General features: G+C 56.9%; 19 protein-coding genes. All 19 read left to right on the top strand.

Translation table 11 applies throughout. From position 1 onward, the window contains the following. Positions 1-247: 247 nt before the first annotated feature. The 19 genes from OZX67_RS07205 (at position 248) to OZX67_RS07115 (ending at position 15,040) form a co-directional block, all read left to right on the top strand. Positions 248-1,561 (top strand): hypothetical protein, encoded by a 1,314-nt coding sequence (locus tag OZX67_RS07205; protein ID WP_277142088.1) that lies wholly within the window; start codon positions 248-250, stop codon positions 1,559-1,561. 91 nt (positions 1,562-1,652) lie between these two features. Further along, on the top strand, positions 1,653-2,417 hold the full coding sequence (locus OZX67_RS07200) for a hypothetical protein (RefSeq protein WP_277142086.1): 765 nt from the start codon (positions 1,653-1,655) through the stop codon (positions 2,415-2,417). Positions 2,418-2,466: 49 nt separating this feature from the next. Beyond that, complete coding sequence (locus OZX67_RS07195; RefSeq protein WP_277142083.1) at positions 2,467-3,438, top strand: hypothetical protein; 972 nt, start codon at positions 2,467-2,469, stop codon at positions 3,436-3,438. Positions 3,439-3,463: 25 nt separating this feature from the next. Beyond that, positions 3,464-3,949 (top strand): hypothetical protein, encoded by a 486-nt coding sequence (locus OZX67_RS07190; protein WP_277142081.1) that lies wholly within the window; start codon positions 3,464-3,466, stop codon positions 3,947-3,949. An 83-nt stretch (positions 3,950-4,032) separates the two neighbouring features. Further along, complete coding sequence (locus tag OZX67_RS07185) at positions 4,033-4,401, top strand: DUF4176 domain-containing protein (protein WP_277142078.1); 369 nt, start codon at positions 4,033-4,035, stop codon at positions 4,399-4,401. Between the two features lie 79 nt (positions 4,402-4,480). Then, positions 4,481-4,774, top strand: a complete 294-nt coding sequence (locus tag OZX67_RS07180) for a hypothetical protein (protein WP_277142076.1) — start codon at positions 4,481-4,483, stop codon at positions 4,772-4,774. A 15-nt stretch (positions 4,775-4,789) separates the two neighbouring features. Then, complete coding sequence (locus OZX67_RS07175; protein WP_277142074.1) at positions 4,790-5,284, top strand: hypothetical protein; 495 nt, start codon at positions 4,790-4,792, stop codon at positions 5,282-5,284. A 311-nt stretch (positions 5,285-5,595) separates the two neighbouring features. After that, positions 5,596-6,105 (top strand): hypothetical protein, encoded by a 510-nt coding sequence (locus tag OZX67_RS07170; protein WP_277142073.1) that lies wholly within the window; start codon positions 5,596-5,598, stop codon positions 6,103-6,105. Continuing rightward, positions 6,095-6,256 carry a hypothetical protein gene (locus OZX67_RS07165; protein ID WP_277142071.1) on the top strand — a complete coding sequence of 54 codons (162 nt, stop codon included), beginning with the start codon at positions 6,095-6,097 and terminating at the stop codon, positions 6,254-6,256. The genes OZX67_RS07170 and OZX67_RS07165 overlap by 11 nt, the downstream gene beginning before the upstream one ends. Positions 6,257-6,451: 195 nt before the next feature. Further along, a complete protein-coding gene (locus OZX67_RS07160; RefSeq protein ID WP_277142069.1) occupies positions 6,452-7,393 on the top strand; it encodes a hypothetical protein in 942 nt (313 codons plus the stop codon). Then, positions 7,390-7,815: a hypothetical protein gene (locus OZX67_RS07155; protein WP_277142066.1), complete on the top strand. Its 426-nt coding sequence runs from the start codon at positions 7,390-7,392 to the stop codon at positions 7,813-7,815. Before OZX67_RS07160 ends, OZX67_RS07155 begins: the two co-directional genes overlap by 4 nt. A gap of 264 nt (positions 7,816-8,079) precedes the next feature. Beyond that, positions 8,080-8,553 (top strand): hypothetical protein, encoded by a 474-nt coding sequence (locus tag OZX67_RS07150; protein WP_277142064.1) that lies wholly within the window; start codon positions 8,080-8,082, stop codon positions 8,551-8,553. A 449-nt stretch (positions 8,554-9,002) separates the two neighbouring features. Then, the gene (locus OZX67_RS07145) at positions 9,003-9,761 is read left to right on the top strand and encodes a hypothetical protein (protein WP_277142062.1); all 759 of its coding nucleotides are present in this window, start codon (positions 9,003-9,005) and stop codon (positions 9,759-9,761) included. 236 nt (positions 9,762-9,997) lie between these two features. Then, positions 9,998-10,528 carry a hypothetical protein gene (locus OZX67_RS07140; RefSeq protein WP_277142060.1) on the top strand — a complete coding sequence of 177 codons (531 nt, stop codon included), beginning with the start codon at positions 9,998-10,000 and terminating at the stop codon, positions 10,526-10,528. Positions 10,529-10,580: 52 nt separating this feature from the next. Continuing rightward, complete coding sequence (locus tag OZX67_RS07135; protein ID WP_277142058.1) at positions 10,581-10,997, top strand: DUF5082 family protein; 417 nt, start codon at positions 10,581-10,583, stop codon at positions 10,995-10,997. Positions 10,998-11,171: 174 nt separating this feature from the next. Continuing rightward, positions 11,172-11,351, top strand: coding sequence for a hypothetical protein (locus OZX67_RS07130; RefSeq protein WP_277142056.1), 180 nt, complete (start codon positions 11,172-11,174; stop codon positions 11,349-11,351). Positions 11,352-11,574: 223 nt separating this feature from the next. Then, positions 11,575-12,207, top strand: coding sequence for a hypothetical protein (locus tag OZX67_RS07125; protein ID WP_277142054.1), 633 nt, complete (start codon positions 11,575-11,577; stop codon positions 12,205-12,207). A gap of 60 nt (positions 12,208-12,267) precedes the next feature. After that, positions 12,268-12,858: a hypothetical protein gene (locus OZX67_RS07120; RefSeq protein WP_277142052.1), complete on the top strand. Its 591-nt coding sequence runs from the start codon at positions 12,268-12,270 to the stop codon at positions 12,856-12,858. A 637-nt stretch (positions 12,859-13,495) separates the two neighbouring features. Further along, a complete protein-coding gene (locus OZX67_RS07115; RefSeq protein ID WP_277142050.1) occupies positions 13,496-15,040 on the top strand; it encodes an FHA domain-containing protein in 1,545 nt (514 codons plus the stop codon). Positions 15,041-15,158: the final 118 nt, after the last annotated feature.

The following is a 15,158-nucleotide window of genomic DNA, read 5'->3' as shown; positions in this document are numbered from 1 at the left end:
CTTCAAATCAATGAGTGACACGATAGTCTTTTCTGCCCATTATATTTTCACTGCCTCGCAGGCGCTGGACTCATGGAAGGGCCCATCTGGCAACATGGCACGACAGATGTGTCAGGAAGCGCGTCCTCTTATGGATGTTCTGGCAGAGGGACTTGCCAGTTTTTCGGATCAGACAACCTCTGCGTCAGCTGCCTTGAAAGAGGCTGACGCCCGGGCTGCTGGACAATGCAATGCGGTGAGGTGAAAGATGCTGAAGATAGATACTGATGATTTGGCCGCTGCGAAGAAGGACATGGATGACCTACATGAAAAGGTGTCTTCGGTCGCCAGCATGCAGTCTTCCGTTGATGTGTCCGGTACCAATAGCGGAGAAGCGGCGAATTCGGAAGCCTATATGGCTTCGGCATGGATAGCGGTTGCTAGCGCTCTTGCAGATGGTCTTGAAAAATATGCGAATAACTTGGGTCAGGCCCACAACGAGCTGACCGGTGATCTTTCCACCAAAAGATCGGATGTGGCCACCAAGCTCGGCGGCTCGGTGACTAATTCGGTTTGTGTCACGTACGATGATTCAGCAGGTGTCGGCCAGGATGTGATTAATCTTGATCAGGCGTTTGCTTCTCTGGGGGCTTCGGTCAACAGTGCGTGGTCGCAGGCCGGAAGGCTGGATGGCAATGAGGCGGTGAACATTGTCAATGCGCTGACAGGTTTGGGGACGGCGCTGTCGAACCAGCAATCAGCCGTCGACAATGCGAAAAAGGCCTGGGATAACTATGGCAACGCCATGAAGGATTTCGACAACAGGTACAATGATTTGTTCAGCCGTTCGATTGTGGGCGACATCCCGAATTGGACCAAATCCCTTCCCGGTAAAGTTACGGATAAACTGTCGAAATTCCTTTCAGATTTTATTAAATATACGCATTCGTCGAAGGCTCTGCATAATCTGCGCGATCCTGACGAAATATTGAAATCTTTCAAAAGTACGTTCAAGGATTTTCTTCCCTACCATACTTATATGAGCAAGCATCAGCATGTGAAAGGGTACGTACGGGACGACGGAACGAAGGTGAGAGGGTATTCGAAGGCGCGTGAGCGTCCGGTTCTCAAGGATTTGCGTGAGGCTCGTGATTGCTTGGAGCAAGGCAAGTGGAAGGTCAATGGAGCCAAAGGAATCAATAAGTATCTTAAGAGCAACAAATTCAAGGCTATTGGCAAATACGCGGGGATAGCAAATAAAGGGCTCGGTGTTGCGGGAAAGGCCATCGATGTCTACACGGTTGGGTCTAAAGGTGTCGGTGCGTTTTTGGGCACCAATGGATCATTTGGCCAGAAGCTGGGCGCAGGTCTTAAGGCATCTGGCAAGGAAGGTGTCAAAGTTGGCGTATCGACTGCGGTGACAGCTGCGGCCACAATAGGCGTAGGTGCGCTTCTTGCAGGCTTGACTGGCTCATTTGCTCCACTGGTGGTTGCCGGTGCCCAAGTTGGCGCAAGCATACTTATAAATCATGCTGCCAATGCGGCTGGAGGTGCAGCTAGTGGTTTTATCTTCGGTAGGTAGACATTCAAGCGGGAGGACGCCTCCTGCTCGCGAGCTTTCGCCGGTGGAAGGCACGCCAGCGGCTCCTTCGCGTTCGGAGCAGGGGAAACCGTTGGATGAATCCCCTTCCGGCACTTGGTCGTTTGATTTCACGTTGACCGGTTCGATGTGGTGCCGGTTCGCGCAGGCGTCGAACGCGTACGGCAGGGGGATACGCCTCATTGGTGTATTTCTGGCTTTTGTCGGTTTCGCGGCCTTGTGGGTGGGGTTCTCTGAGTATACGCCGTTCGATGCTTGTCTTTTGGCGGCTATCGGTTTGATCGGTTTGCTGGTGTGTACGAGGTCGTATTCGTGCTGGTTGTTGATGCGTACGGTGTTGTGGTCGGCGTGTGACTGGTTCGATGTGCCGGCGTTGAATACGCGACGGGCACAGGAGACGGTTTCAGCGTGGCGGAGCGGCAATTTCGACGAGCATTGGTTGACGCCGTGCCGCCTGCTGGCGGACAGGAACGGCGTGGTGCTGCTGCGCCGTGTGCGGGGCAGGGAGCGTAAGGTGCGTGCCTCCTGGTCTCAGTTGTCTTGTGTGCGGCTGACGGAGGAGGCGGTGGTGCTCTCGCCGTCAGCCGGCGGCCTGTCGGGTATGGACATCATCCCGGCGATTGCGGATGTGAAGTTCGCGGATTTGTCCGGTTGTGTGTTGGTGGACCGGAGTGTCGTGCCTGATGTGGACGGGTTCGTCTCCTGGTGCCGGGGGCGTATTTCGGCCGCGTCGCCGCGGTTGCGTGGCCCGCGTCGTTGGTGGCGCCGGTTGTGGTCGTGGTTGTATGCGGACGGGAAGTATCTGGACGGCCCGCCCGCATGGGCGGCGGACAAGTGAGGTATGCCGTGTTGTTGTCAATCGTGGTTTTAAGCGGAAGGAGTCGGTGATGGCTGAGGGTTTGGCCGGTAGCTTCCGTCCCGGGTGGACGGTGGAGTCGTTGGGTTCTGTGGCGTTCAATCCGGAGCAGTTGTATGTGCTGATTGGTGGCCCGGATTATCTGCGTTTCCTGGTGTCGGAGAGTCTGGTACCGTTCTCGTATGTGGGCGAGCCGGACACGCTGGAGAGGATGCGCAGTCGCTTGGAGTTCTCGTTCCAGGGTCTGGGGCTGGTCGACTCTGACGGCATCCCGTGTCCGGCGCTGGCGTCGTTGGTGGAACCGGTGCGCGGTTGTGCGTTCGCGGTGGCGGACGGGCTGATGCCGGACGTTGACGAGGGCGAGGAGGAGTACCGTTCCTTCGCTGCGTATTTCGGTGTAGGTTCCGCTACGTTCACACGTTTCGCGCCGGGGCAGCCCAGCAAGGACGAGTTCAATCTGCTTGGTCTTGGCGATCCAGACGGTTGGGAGGAGTCGTTCAATCGGAATTCCGGTCTGTCTTCCGTGTTCAGGTTCGCGCGCACGCCGCTGTATGTGCGCTGCAAAGACAAGGAGGAGAAGGAGATGTTGGCCGGGCTGCGGGGCGGCAGCGTGGACGCGGCCAGGGCGCTGGCGTCCGCTCATGGGGTGGATGCCGGCCTGTTGTCGGATCTGGCGGATGGCATCGCCTCGGGCCGGTACCGGGTGTATCCGGTGCAGGGTGTGGATTACCGGCGCACCAGGCTCGAGGCCATCCCGCAGGCACGTGACCTGCGTGTGGGGCCCCAGCCTTGGGTGTTCTCGTTCGTGGTACCTGATGCCGGGGTGGTGATGCGTTTGGTGTATGTGCCCAACCCGGATCCGGACCTATCGGTGTGGGACGAGCACCGGACGTTGTATTCGTACATGGACATCGAGTTCGTGGCAGGCGGGAGCTTGTTGGAGCGCCTATCGGGCGTGCCGCGCATCGAATGGGGTGCTGCTCCTCCTGCCGTCGGCCGGTGAAGTCCCCGAAAGGGAAGGAAAACGGATGAGGAAAACAAAACAGCAGCTGCGGGACGAGATCGACTCGGACAATCAATCGGCGCAGAGGTGCAGCCAGGCTGCCCAGGACGCACAGAACACGGTCGACACGCTTACCGGGTGGATCAACGGGGCGAACGAGTCCATCAACTACGCGAGGAATTTCAAGAACGGCGCTCTTAAGAATCTCAAGGACCAGAACAAGGGCATCATGACGTTGCTCAAGTCCCTGGGTGATGACGCTGTTAAGGGCATTGGCGATGTGGACGCGTGTTCGGGCGCGACCAATATCAGCAACGGCAACAAAGGTACATTGGATTACGTGAGTTCGCAGTGCGACTCGATCATCACCCGTTTGCAGAGACAGGTCGATGCGTGGTCAAGTGCATGTACCGACGCGCAAAACACGGTCGATTCGAATAATAACGCTGCAAGGGCATACTCACAGGCGGCTTCAAGCGCTCAGAAGCAATGGTCGCGGATGAAAGACTGAACCGGTGTTTCGATTCCCGTTGTCTTGGGATGCATGTGATTACAAGTAGAAAAAAGATAAGCAAACAGAAAAGGTGAATAGCTATGTTCAGGACTGATGAGTGGCTTCCGATCGGCTCGGTGGTACATGTGGAGGATACGAACCGCCTGCTGATGATCGCTGGTGCGATGCAGCGTGACGAGGAGACGGGAAGGCTGTGGGACTACATGGGTTACCCGTATCCGGAGGGGAGCACGGACCCGTTGAAGGGTGTGCTGTTCAACAGGTCGGGCGTCGATGGCGTCTATTCCATCGGCTATCTGCCTGCCGAAGGGCTTAACTATCTGCAGATGCTCAAGGAGAATGAGCCCGAGTATCTCAAGGCCAAGGAGCAGGGGAATTCCGGAGTTGCCCATGATTTGGTGGATGCGGGGAGCAAATCTGCGGATGACGGTTCGCGGGACGAAGCGTAGCTTTTCTGCATGATTGGTATAGGCCGTTGTTCTGCGCGCATGCTCATGATGTGGGTTACAGGTTGAAGGAGGAATACCGATGGCTGAGTCTGGTGTGTTGGGTGGCAAGGTGTTGGTGGAGGTGTTGCTGCCGGCTGACGGGCGGGTGTATTCGTTGCGTTTGCCGTGCGCGTTGCGTGTGGGTGCGGCGGCGGATCTGGCGGCGCGTCTGGTGGCGTCTCGTGCCTCGGGGGTGTTCTCGTATTCTGGTGGTGCGGATCTGGCCCGTCGTGACGGAACGCCTGCGGGGCAGTTGTTGCCGCCCGGCGAGCTGGTGGGCTCGCTGGTGGCGCGTGGCGTGCTGGTCGACGGCAGCCCGCTGGTGCTGGTGTAGGCGGTGTGTGGATTGATGAGGATTGGTGTTGATTCTGAAAGCGTGCAGCGTTGGGCTGATGAGGACGCGTCGGGCGCTTCCCTGTATCACGGGCAGATGAGCTATGTGCCGTACCGGAGGCGGACCGGGCAGTTTGCTTACATGTGTTTTGGGTTTGCAGTGTTCCTCGCGGGCATGGGCGCGATGTTCCTGACGCCTGCGGAGAATCCAGGGCCTGACCCTTACATCGGTGTGTCGTGTCTTGTGCAGGCAGTTTGCATGGTTCCTGTCGGTGTCATGTTTCGGCGGTTGTCGCGTGTCCTTTCGGCGGACAGGGCCAATGCGGCGCTGGCGGCTTCGTGTGTGTCGGCGTTCGTGTCGGTGGTGTGCATGGTGGTCCTGTTCGTGGTGTTGTCCGATGACGAGAAGGTGATGTGCCTGTTCGGGGTGTTCGGCCTTTTCTTTCCGGTGGCTTCCTGGATGTGTGTCCGGAAGTGGATTGTGGATGATCCCGTGGATTTGTCGGAATGAGAGAAGAATCGGACGATGATGAGGTTCGTTGATGAGGACAGGGATGGAAGGAACGTCTATGAGGGAGGTGGCAAGATATACGCCCTGCCGCCTTGCTTTGCGCCATCTGGGATATACCGGTCTGGGGGTGTGCGGTGTTCGCGGCTCATGGCGATGAGAAGGCGATGTGCATCGGCGGGCTGTTCGGTTTCGTGCCCTGTCTTTTTGATTGTGGCGAGGCCGTGGGCGGTGGACGACTGACCGGCGCCGCTTTCAGGGCAGCATATGGCTGCGCCGCGCGAGCATGAGCCACAGCATGCCAAGGGGAAGTCATGAAGGAAAATGAGGGACGCGGGGAACGTCGGAGTATCTGGGAGGGTACCGATGACGAGGCGTTGATTGCGCAAAGGGCCAAGGGCCGAGTGTTCGGGATCGGTGTGTTGCTGCTGTTGTACACGGTGTTCATTGCGTTGGTGATATGGTTCACCGACATAGTAGGCAGTGTGGGTGATTCTTTTTCGGCGGTGGTGGCTCAGGTTGCCAGCATGGTGGGTGCCTGTGTGTGTGGCGTGCTTGCCGTGGTATTCTCCCATTGGCCGACGACGGTGTGGTACAGACGTCTGCGCGTGTGGTCTGAAATGGCGGTCGCCGTGATGGTGATGCTGTGTGTGGCCGTTGCGGTCGTGGCCCATGGGGAGCGGTATGTAGGTGACTATATCGGTCTTTTTGTCGCCCCCGTTTTTTGTGTTTTGGGCATTTTGAAGGAGGCTTCTTTGGTGGGTCTCAGGAATGTGGGGAGGCCTAGGAACAAGCGGGTGAAAGGCGGAAAGCGTGGAAGGTGACACATGTGCTTGCGGCGGTCTGGCGTACGGTCTGCCGATTCGGAAGACCCGGTTGCGTGGCCCGCGTCGTTGGTGGCGTGGGTTGTGTTCGTGGCTGTATGCGGACAGGAAGTATCTGAACGGCCCGCCGGCGTGGGCGGCGAACAAGTGAACGGGTTGTTCCGTGTTGTTGTCGATCGTGGTTTTTAGTGGAAGGAGTCGGTGATGGCTGAGGGTTGGCCGGGAGTTTCTGCCCGGAATAGCTGTACGCGTTGATTGGTGGTCCGGTCGGTGCAGTAGTGAGTGTCACGGCTGTCATTGCGATTGGCAAGGGAGTTGATTGGTTGCATAAGCAGTATTGGTGTATATGGTGGCAAGAAGTGAATCGGCTCGTAGGCCGATGAGCTGTTCGAGGGGAGCAAAAATGGTGGCGAATGAAGGCCGTTCCGATGCTGCGGCAGCTGATAAGCGGCCGTGGCTTGGCCCGTTTTGTTTCGGGGTGGGTTACGACGATTTCGTGGAGCTGTACCATGCGGAGAACGACCGGTACATGCGCACGCTGGGATTGCTTTTATCGGTGATGGGTATCGCCTATGGAGGTATTTCCCTTTGCGTGCTTTTCGACTATGCCGTCGGAAAAGAGGTCCCGAACGGCTTCGGGGATATCCTCGCCCCGTTGATCATGATATGCCTGTGGTTATTTGGTTTGTGGTATTTGGTGTGCCCGCCGTTGCCGTTTTTGTCGCGTGGGGTTATGTGTGGCCGGTTTTTCGCAGCGCATGGTGCGGTGGTGCCGGATGGTGGTGTGCCGGATGGCTGGTCGGTGTCGCTTTCGGTGTCGTTGGGTGAGTTGGGTGCCGAGGAGGTGGCGGCGGACGGGTCGCTGGTGCGTACGCCGTATGCGTTCATGCGGCGTCGTCCGGAGCTGACGCGGCGGTTTGTGTTCATGGGGTTGCGTGATGTGTCGCGTGAGTCGGCGTTGTGGAACACGGTGGGTGTGAACTGGGCGTTCCGCAAGGATTGGAACGGCGAGGGGGCGTTCGTGCCGAGGAAGGCGCTGGGTGGCGCGTTGGGCGGTGCGCGTCGGGTGCGTCGCGGGGTGCGGCGTCGTGTGCGTGCGGGGTCGCGGCGGTATCGGCGTGCGGTGTGGTTGGCGCGTCTGGGTCGTGTGCGTCCGGGGTGCGGGCGTCGGGCGTTGGCGTTGATGCGTCCGGAGCTGGACTGGCTGGAAGAGGCCGAACGCCTCAACAAGGAACACAAACGGCAGGGAGCTGACGATGCCGCGCGTTCGATCGGAGATGAATTGTGAGCCGGCGGAAAGAGGGTACATGGGCACACCGTCATCAGGGCTATCTCCGTTTCTACGTGGGCTTTTACGGTGTGGTGACGCTGGGGGTCGATGTTTTTGAATGGTGGCTGTTGGGTGTTCTGGCATCGTCAGAGAGCTCTCTTCTTACGTTTCCTCAGGTCGTGTGCTTTGCTGTTGGGCCGGTCATGTTGCCGCTGTTAGCGGTCAGCATCCTGTTGCTGGCTTGGCGCATGAGCGTGGGTGCGAAGAAGAATGTGTTGTCGGTTTCGAAGATGTCATTTGTGGTATGTCTGGCCGCCGGAGTGGCTCTTTTGGCGCTTGGTGGTGATTTTCCGAAGATTTTATTGGGTTGGGGAATGCTTGCTGGTGGCATGTTGAGTCCTGCAGTGATGGCCAACATTAATGATTTGGAAGTGAGATAATGGGATTTACTGAGATTGGCTTGGTGGATATTGAGAATTCATTGAATGCTGTCGTGGTGAAGCTTCCTGATAAGTTCAGTCCTTTCGAGGGAGAAGTTCAGCCGATGGCTATAACGAATTCAAACGCCAGCTCAAGGACGTTAATGACGTTTGCAAAAAGTATGGGTCCTTGCTGGCGGCTGACGTCAAGGTTTTGAAGTCTGCGGTAAAGCAGCTGCAGGATAGCGATGAAGCCGTGAGCGCTTCCTTCGGAGGGAGATAGAAATGGTCAATCAGAATCATGAAGAGCAAGGCGAAGAGCGTCGTGATGGTCGGCGTCCGATGTATCGGAAACGGAATGTGGTGCCGGTGGTGCCGTCACGCGCCAAGGGTTGCCTGATAGCGATGGGTGTGCTGAATGTATGCATGGCTATTTTCTTGGGGATTATATCGGTGCTTGCTGGTCCGTCTATGCTCAAGATGGTGGAGTTGGTGTCGTTGGGCGTGGTGGCTCTGGTATGTCTAGTGGCGGGTGCAGTGACTTTGACGTTCGTGGGTGTGCGTTCGCGTGCTTGGCGCGAGGTCGTTCGCTGGTCATGCCGTGTGGGGCTTGTGCTGTTGGTTCTCGTTGCGGTGATGGACGTGGTGCTGCGTTCGGGCAGCGAGTATATCGCGGTGTGCTTTGTGATGCTGTTTGTGGGTGCGATGTGCATCGATTCCGTGTTGCATTTTCTTGATTTCGTGGAGGTTAGGTCATGAGCTTCAGTGTAAGTGCAAAAAGATGTCGATTCCTTGGTGAAAAGCGCCGCGAAGTATGAAACTTCGGACAACAGGAAACCGGAAGGCAAAGTTCTTCGCGATAAAGCACAAATGGCGGCAAACTGACCGCCAAAGATATCGAAGTTAATGAAAATGCCGGGAAGTATGATTTTGGGATTGCCGTGACGGCGAGTTTGATCGCTTGGTTGCTTGGTTTGTAACAAGGTAATGTGGCAATAAAGGTAAACACGGGATACCAATGAGGAATTGTTCCAGGAGGTAATGATGCGTCAGAGTGGAAGACAGTTGGAATGGCAACGGGAGAATGCGCAGTCATGCATTGCTTCCGCTCAAAGTTCGAATCGTGATATTGAAGAGAAACAGTCGCGTCTTAGGGTGGCGCATGACCAGGTCGATAGTATTTATCGGTCGTGCAAAAGGCTATCGCAGTGAATGCGAAGAGAGTGGCTGCGGCGTTGGATCCCGTGGCGCGGCGGTATGGGTGGAAGGCGAATATGGATGTGCTGAATGGGGGTGTCGCCGGTGTCGCGTTGAGCCCGTTGGGGTTCCAGGTGGAGAATATGTTCTGTGTGTATCTCACCGATGACGGGTTCGATGCCAGGTACCGCGGTCGTTATCATGATTCGTTCCTCAAAGTGGATACTTTGGACGGTTTGCTCCTGTTGTTCGACCTGATGTTGGCGAAGCATGGTGATCCTGATGAGACTCATGACCCATCGATACTTGCGGCTTGCCGCCAAGTGTGGCCGGAGTTGCCTCTGGAACTTTACAAACTGGAACAAGGGGGAATGACACCTTGGAAGGTTCCTGAGGCAGTCGGGAAGCTCATAGACTCGCGATGGTGGTCGTCCGGTTCGCTAAGACGGCATGCGGTGTGTCTGGTCGGCGGTGGTGCGGGCCGTGATGGTTTGCCGGTGTATCGTCTGGTGTATGTGGATGGCGGGGATGGCTATTACGAGTATGGCAATGTCCCTGGCAGGCATGAGGTGCTGGTTCCGGACAGTGCCGCTTACGGCTATTCCGTGTACCGCCACGCGGTATCTGCGATGGCGGAGGCTGCGTGGACCCTGCGGTGTGCGTGGAATCGTGTGTGCGCTTTTGGGTCTGAAGACAATCCTGATGCGGAGAGGATTGTGGCCTTTTTCGTGCGGGAAAAATTTAGCAGCCTTTGGAGTGTAGACCTATAAGACTTATCCCGGTTGTCTTTGGTCCAATTGTACTTTTTGGAGGTGTTTTGATGGATTTTGATACTGTGGTCGGTGCTCTGAGCCCGGTGGCTCGCCGACGGTGGTGGTTGTTGTATCGTTCCGGCGTTGGCGTGGATTGTTTCGAGCAGACGGGTGAGGAGACGGTGGATCGGGAGGATTTCTACCGGTTCGTGCCTTCGTCGGAGGGTTGCGAGGTGTATGGAGTGCATCGCAACGTGACATCGCCCGTGATGACGGTCAAGGGAGAGGGGAACCTCAGGCTGTTGGCTGACTTGCTGATGCATGATCCTTATATGGACTGGCCTGAGGAGATTCGCACGTTCCATTCGTATGATGGTCGTCCGTGGGATCTGCCTGACCTGTTTTCCAAATATCTGGACGGGCGATGGTATTCGGCGGGGAAGCCCAAGCCTGGTGCGGTGTGCCTGATGGATGCACAGGAGAATAGTGGCGGGTTCGTGTTGATGTACGCGGGTCGGGACGGTGGCTTGTTCATGCAGCCGGGGGAGGTCGGATCGTATTCGAATCGTGTGCCTCTGTTGGCCTACCGAGCTTGGGATTTGCAGGAGATTGATCGTCGTGCCCATGAGTTTGGCGTGCGGCCAGATGATGAGACCGATGTGATTCGGCGGAAGTATGCGTTGGATGTGGTTGAGCAGGGGGCGGCATTGTCGAGCGTGAAGCATCTGATTCGTGAGGGGTATATACAAGAGGTGGATGATCCGGACGAAGCTGGTCGGGCCTAATTCCTGGGCTGCGCTTTCATTTGGGCTGGTGAACATTAAGGAGTTGATTGGGATGGCGCAGAGTAGGAGACAGCTGGAGAATCAGCGGTCGAACGCGCAGTCGTGCATCGCGTCCGCGAAAGCTTCGAATGCGGAGATCGACAGACAGCTGGCCCGCCTGAAGACGGCCCTCGGCCAGGTCGACGGCATCTACCAGTCATGCAAGGGGCTGTCGCGTTCGATTAAGGGGTATGACGTGGGTGGTACCTGGCAGGGTGATCGGCGTGAGGATTTCGAGCATAGGAAGAGCGGTGCGCATGGTGATGCGGATTTGTATACGAACGCGGTCGACAACGTGTACGATCAGATTCATGACAAGATAAATGAGCTGAACAACCAGAAGATCGACAACAACGGCATCATCGGCGATGCGCAGAGGACGTTGAACGATGTCGTCAACGCGTTGCAGAAGTGGGTCCATGACTGGTGACCTTTGGCGCGTCGGGTTTTTCCGGCCCGGGTTTTGTGTGGTGCCTGCCTTTGCGGGTGGGATGTGTCGTGTTCTTTGAAAGGATGGGTTGATGGCGGATCAGGGCGATAGGGTGTTGTTGCATGTGTGGTTGCCGGCGACGCGGCGGTCGTATGATGTGGGGTGCCGTCGGGGATGTCGGTGCACGAGGCCGTGGTGTTGGCCGGATCGATTTTGGCTGGCCGTGAGCCGGGCCGGTACGTGGACCGTGGCGATGTGGCGTTCATGGATTCGGGGACGGGCCGTCTGCTCAATCCCGCGGCGAGCGTGTCTGGTGCGGGGCTGGTCGACGGCAGCCGGGTCACGCTGGTGTGATGGCGTGCGCGGCCGTTGTGCTGTCTTCTTCCCGCGGTGGTTGTGTTTGCCTCGCGTGACCGTTATTGGGTGGTCTTCGGCATGTGTCTGTTGGCGATTGGTTTGCTTCCCGGTGTGGTATTGAACCGGTATGTCAGATGGGTGGAGGGAAAATGAGTTTCACGGTGGTCAGGTTTGAGGCGGCGGACAAGGCCGCTGGCGGCGCGTTTGACGGAGGGCGGTCATGATGGATGAGCACGAAACGAACGGTGTTGTTGCCGGTTGTGGCACTGCTCCGGTTGACGGTCAGGCGGCCGGCCAGGGCGATGCCGTTGGTCATGGCGTCGATGATGGTTGGGATTCGGTTGTCGGTTCGGTGCCGGCGGGTGACCGGTGGGACAGACTGATCGGCCCTCTCGACCGTGTGGACGAGCCGGAGAAGGATGATGATGGCCGTCCCGTGAAGGTGCCGTGGTATGCGCCGCACAATCCTCGAAAGTCCCATATGCTCACGTATGTTTTGGGAATCACGGAGTGCCTTGGCTCGCTTTTTCTGTTTCATGAAATCATCTTTTCGATCCGTGAGAAACTTGATCCATGGATTATTGACATGGCGTTGGTCGTGGCTGTTGCTGCGATGTTTATTCAGGGGATGTTGGCGTGCGTTTTCGCGTTCCGTCGTACGGGCGGAACGCGGCGGGTGTTGGGGATTGGTTGCAAAGCGTTGAATCTGGTATGTCTGCTATGCCTTGTCTTCATGTTGGTGATGGAGCGTGATTTTGCTTATCTTTCTGTTTGCATCACAGCTTTGTTGTTTGTGGGGTTTGTCTCGCCGCTTTATATGAATATGGCTGATGATTTGGAGTTGAGGTCATGAGTTTTGACATCAGTTTTCATGTTTAGGGTTGCATAGTGGAGGTGTGAGATGGAGGAGCTCTTGAAGCAGTTGAGGCTGGTCGCCAGGCAATACCGATTTGTAGTGGTGCAAGGGCGCGGGCGTGTGGATTGTTTGCCTGAGCTGTTCCCCGGCCATGGTGATTCCGAGAATTTCTACAGGATTGTCCGGAAAGACGTTGGTTTCCGGGTATCGGGTATCCACAGGGGGGCGGAGCAGGCTCTCATCATGCTGTATTCGGTTGAGGACGTTGTGTTGTGTGTGAGCCTGTTGGTGGACCATCCTGTCATGGGCAGACCGAAGGGGTTGAAGCGTATGGATTTGTTTCGCGGTGGGCCTTGGGAGGTTCCTGATTCCGTTCCAGGTTCGATTGATGGACGTTATTATTCCTGTGGGTCGTTGAAGAATGGGGCTTCGTGCCTGTTGCGGGATGGCGGTGACTTCGTCGTCGTGTATGTCGATGCCGGGGGTGTCGGTCATGAATGGCAGAGACGGAGGGAATATCGTTTCGCCCTGCAGCTGATGGTCAACTGCGCGTGGTCGTTGGAGGTGATTGACGAGCGTGCCCGTGATCTCGGGGTTGCCCGTGACCGTGGGTTCGGCCGCTTGGTTGCTTGGTTTGTGACGAAGTAATGTGGCAATAAGGGTAAACACGGGATACCAATGAGGGATTGTTCCAGGAGGTAATGATGCGTCAGAGTGGAAGACAGTTGGAATGGCAACGGGAGAATGTGCAGTCATGTATTGCTTCCGCTCAAAGTCCGAATCTTGATATTGAGGAGAAGCTCTCGCGTCTTAGGGTGGCACGAGACCACGTCGATAGTATTTATCGGTCGTGCAAAGGGGCTGTCACGGTGAATGCGAAGAGAGTGGCCGCGGCGTCGTCCGGTGCTGACGCGGCGGTTTGTGTTCATGGAGCTGCGTGATGTGTCGCGCCAGTCGGCGTTGTGGAACATGGTGGGTGTCAACTGGGCGTTCCGTAAGGATTGTAACGGCGAGAGGTGTTCGTGCCGAGGGACGCGTTGGGTGTGTACGGGGGCATGAGTTCCTGGACGGCCTGCCCGAGACCCGAGAAGGATGTCCCGCGAATGGTGACCGGCAGGTTGCCATGGCGGTTGGAGAACCGGAGTCGGCTGCGGGTTTGCGGCGATTTATTGTCAAAATTATTTTTAATGGATTATAATAATTATATTTAGATAATTTTGCCAAGTTGTATCCGTAGGATTCGCACGTTGGGTGTGTCCATAGCCCGAGCGTTGAAGGGGATAGCGTGAAAGAGAAGAAACTGAAGGACCGCCGCACCAAAGCGAGAACGCTGAGCATCCATACCACACGCGGGGAGAAACTGGATTATGAACGTGCCGAATGGCTGGCGACCTGGCCTTCCCCGGTGTTGCTCAAGTTCAAATACGAGGTCAAGGGCCACAGCAATCTTTTTTATTACGACATCACCGGTTTGCCGACGCTCAAGGAATATCTCGGCATGGGCATCTCGCGTTCGCAGTATGTTTCGCTGTTGCGCTCGCTGGGCAGGTTGGGCGATCTGTGCTCGAAGGCGAACCTGCCGATGGAAGCGTTGCGTTTTGAACCGGAAAACGTGTATGTCTCCAAAGACGCAATGAGATTTTGCTGCCTGCCGATGGCCCCCGTTGTTCAGCAGATGTCGGTGCTCGCCCTGCTGGCGCTTCTTGCCGATCCGAGCAAGGTGAAATTCGTGCTGGCGGACGATCGGGAACTCACCGAGCGCACGATGGATTTTGTGCGGCGCTCGCGTGTGTTTTCGGCGTTCGACTTCAACGAATTTCTGGCAAACAACTTCGGCGGCGGTTCGGGTATGGCGGACGGGCAGTCGTCGGCAGCGCAGGATTATTCGTCTAAGGGGCATGCGCAGGAGGCCGTGTTCGATCCCTTTGCTGCCAATGCGCAACATCCTGCCGCCGGCGGAAGGGATGCCCAGGACGATGGCGATGCGCGTCGGCAGACCCCTGCCCCACAGCCTCCAAGCGTGCAGGCTCATCTCAATCCTCCAGAGGCGCCCGCTGCACCTGCCGGTCCTCCCCTCCCGTCTGATGCCCAAGCTGCCGTTGGTGGCGGCGCGCAGACACGCAGACATTCGAGCGATGCAGATGCAGTTGCCGATTCCGATTGCGACTTGGACGAGGACACCTTGCCAAGCCTCAAATTCCCCACTTCGGCACGAGCTCAATCTCCGAAGCCAGCGGGCCGATCCAAAGTCGAAAACCATGGAGCAAACGACATTCACTCCAATCAGGCAAAAGCTAGGAAAACCGCCCTTGATTCCGGCACCCGAGCGTTGTCAGGGGCCTTGAGATCTTCGAATCCACCCATTGCCGGTACCGCTTCGCCGCATAACGCAAAATCCGTCAACCATAACGCAAAATCCGTCAACCATGATGCAAAATCCGTCAACCATGGTGCAAAATCTGGCGGGCGCAAGCCCAAGGGAATGGGCAATCAAACAGCTCCCGCAGATCCCGGCTTTTCCCGGCAATCTCCGGCGTCGCTCTCTTTTGTGGTGGTACGCGACAGCGACGGTTCCAGGCTGTGCTCGGCTACGGCTTCGGTGGTGATCGGCCGTTCCAAACGTTGCGGTGCAAGGGTTGCGGGCAATACCAATGTCAGCAGGGTGCACGCGTCGGTGACCGGTCTCGGCGGCGGGCGGTTCATTGTCTCGGACCTGGGATCGGCAAACGGCACCACCGTGGCCGGCAGGATCCTTCATCAGGGCGATCAGGCGGAAATCGGGCTTGGCGAGCATTTCAGCGTCGCTGACGAATCGCTTCATCTTGAATAGCCTGGTTGGCTGATTTCGCGTCCCGACCTTGCTTTATGGGTATCCTATTGATCAAGGGCAAGGGCGTCTTTGCTTGCATCATACAAACCTTTTATACAAACCTTTTAAAGAATGCAGC

This window comes from Bifidobacterium sp. ESL0728 (assembly GCF_029392015.1).
Lineage (GTDB): Bacteria > Actinomycetota > Actinomycetes > Actinomycetales > Bifidobacteriaceae > Bifidobacterium.
The sequence above is the reverse complement of the archived record's forward strand: the minus strand, read 5'-3'. Positions and strand labels throughout refer to the sequence as shown.

Excerpts from the sequence above, each read along its gene's own strand:
- OZX67_RS07205 (WP_277142088.1), top strand. The coding sequence starts at position 248 with ATGCTGAAGATAGATACTGATGATTTGGCCGCTGCGAAGAAGGACATG.
- OZX67_RS07195 (WP_277142083.1), top strand. The coding sequence starts at position 2,467 with ATGGCTGAGGGTTTGGCCGGTAGCTTCCGTCCCGGGTGGACGGTGGAG.
- OZX67_RS07190 (WP_277142081.1), top strand. The coding sequence starts at position 3,464 with ATGAGGAAAACAAAACAGCAGCTGCGGGACGAGATCGACTCGGACAAT.
- OZX67_RS07185 (WP_277142078.1), top strand. The coding sequence starts at position 4,033 with ATGTTCAGGACTGATGAGTGGCTTCCGATCGGCTCGGTGGTACATGTG.
- OZX67_RS07180 (WP_277142076.1), top strand. The coding sequence starts at position 4,481 with ATGGCTGAGTCTGGTGTGTTGGGTGGCAAGGTGTTGGTGGAGGTGTTG.
- OZX67_RS07175 (WP_277142074.1), top strand. The coding sequence starts at position 4,790 with ATGAGGATTGGTGTTGATTCTGAAAGCGTGCAGCGTTGGGCTGATGAG.
- OZX67_RS07170 (WP_277142073.1), top strand. The coding sequence starts at position 5,596 with ATGAAGGAAAATGAGGGACGCGGGGAACGTCGGAGTATCTGGGAGGGT.
- OZX67_RS07160 (WP_277142069.1), top strand. The coding sequence starts at position 6,452 with ATGGTGGCAAGAAGTGAATCGGCTCGTAGGCCGATGAGCTGTTCGAGG.
- OZX67_RS07150 (WP_277142064.1), top strand. The coding sequence starts at position 8,080 with ATGGTCAATCAGAATCATGAAGAGCAAGGCGAAGAGCGTCGTGATGGT.
- OZX67_RS07135 (WP_277142058.1), top strand. The coding sequence starts at position 10,581 with ATGGCGCAGAGTAGGAGACAGCTGGAGAATCAGCGGTCGAACGCGCAG.
- OZX67_RS07130 (WP_277142056.1), top strand. The coding sequence starts at position 11,172 with ATGTCGGTGCACGAGGCCGTGGTGTTGGCCGGATCGATTTTGGCTGGC.
- OZX67_RS07125 (WP_277142054.1), top strand. The coding sequence starts at position 11,575 with ATGATGGATGAGCACGAAACGAACGGTGTTGTTGCCGGTTGTGGCACT.